Consider the following 1,990-nt stretch of genomic DNA (forward strand, 5'->3'; position numbering starts at 1 on the left):
TTCAATATGCCGTCAAAAGGCTTGCTTTCTAAAATCCACAGCGACATAAAGTCGCTTTCTGTGAACGGCGAAAAAACTTCTGTTGTCTTAAATGCGGACGGAACTTTTGAATTTGAGAATGAGTCTTTTAAGGTTGGAAACGCTTCATCTTCATCGTCATATTCTCCTGCTTCTTCAGTTTTGTTTGTGGAATATGGGCAGGCGGCTTATTTTGTTACAGACGATGTTCTTACGGACGAGGACACAACGTATGCAATAGAGCTTTTTGATGAGGCTGGATTTTCTTCTAAAGTTTCCACAAGCGTGAGTTCAATCCGTCTTGATGGCGTTGTTGTAAAAGATTCTTCGGAAAATGAGCTGCAAACCGGCGATGCTGTAAGCCAGGACGAAAACAGCTCCTATGCGACAATAACGCTTTCGCCTGCTCAAAATGCGAGCGACGGCTTGGACACTTCGGACTCAATTGTGGTTTACGAGCTTTATCAAGGTTTAGATGATACTGGAAAAGTTCTTTACAGCGGAAAAAATTCTGGCGGCGAAATCTCGTTGAAGATTCCTGCCGGAAAAGTTTTTCTTCGCGTTTATTCCCACAAGGATTTGTACGCGGATTCAATTCCAAAGGAATTTGGAATTCGTGTCTTAAAATCGATGCTTTTTGTTTCGCCGAATGGAAGCGACACAGAAAACACTGGAAGCTCTGATTCTCCGTTCGCCACAATTGCAAAAACTTTCTCGGACGACGGATTTTCTGACATAACGGTTCTGGGAACAGTCCAGCTTGCAGGAAGCGTTGATGAGGATGTTGAGCTTTCTGTGGCAAATGCGAACGTTGTAATCAACGGAAACGGAAATTCTGTCTCGTCTCTGAAAATGGCGGCGAGCGGCGGAAAATTGAAGGCGAACAAACTGAATGTTGCAGGAAATGTCGTGGTGGAAAACGGCGAGCTTTCTGTTTCTGGCGGAACAATTTCCGGAGATATAACGGTTTCTGGAGGAACGCTTTTGCTTAAAGACTGCACCGTCGGCGGCAATATAAATTACAACGGCGGAAAACTTGTTCTTGAAGGCAATACGGCAATTTCTGGCTCAATAGAAATTGGAGACGATTCTCTTGTGGTTTTTGTAAAAAATCTTACTGCACAAAAAGTCGCGGCAATTTCTGGAGTTGACACAAGAAGCAAAGGCTCTGAGATTCTTGTTTCTGCAGACGGCGATGAAAAATCAATGAGCGAAACCTGCAAACTTTTTGATTTGGACTCTGAAAAATGGGTTTTGACTGCGGATTCTTCCGGCACAAAAGGCGTTCTGGATTCTTCCGGCGGAAATATTATTGTTCAGGAATACACGCTTAGTTTTGCGGCGGCGGATTCTGTTAAGCCTGGAGAAAAAATCGGCGTTTCTGTAATTGTGACGGATTCGGATGGACAGACGGTTCAAACTTCGGATTTGGATTTTACAAACTGGAGCTTGAAATTTTTCAACCACGGAACATTCACTGGCGTTTCAAGTTCGGAAAACAGCATAGAAACCGGCGAAAACTGGCCTTTGGATTCTTATCAGCTTTTTGTTAGCGTTGAATTTAATGGCTCGGCTTACAGTTCTGTGCTTGATGTTGAACTTACAAAATAAATTGCGTGGAGAAAATTATGAAAAATGCGTTTTTTAATAGAGTGAAATTTGTTTTTTTGATTTTGATGTGCATTTTTTGTTCAATATTCTTTTTTGCCTGTGAAAATTTTACTTCTTCTGATAATTATGAGCCGAAAAATGATGAAAAACTTTATGAACTGAAAGGAGTTTTTTCTGTAAATGGCTCGTCTCCAAAGATTTTTGAAAACACGAATCATGCCAGAAGCGTTTCGGCAGAAATTCCCGGCGCAATTTTTTATGCTGTAATCGCAAAAAACGCAGGAAATTCTGAAAAATCGTACACAGCGGAAGTTGACGGCTCTGCTTTTTCCATAAAACTTTCAAAAGGCACGTGGAATAT

General features: G+C 41.6%; 2 protein-coding genes. Both read left to right on the forward strand.

Annotation, left to right across the window (positions count from 1 at the left end):
* Nucleotides 1-1,629, forward strand: a 1,629-nt coding sequence (locus tag B4N75_RS01060) for a hypothetical protein (protein WP_296706360.1), incomplete at its 5' end; no start/stop codon positions are given.
* A gap of 17 nt (nucleotides 1,630-1,646) precedes the next feature.
* Nucleotides 1,647-1,990 (forward strand): hypothetical protein (locus tag B4N75_RS01065; RefSeq protein ID WP_296706362.1); only part of this gene is annotated, 344 nt, incomplete at its 3' end.

The sequence above is a fragment of the Treponema sp. UBA7570 genome, from assembly GCA_002477955.1.
In the GTDB taxonomy this organism is placed as follows: domain Bacteria; phylum Spirochaetota; class Spirochaetia; order Treponematales; family Treponemataceae; genus Treponema_D.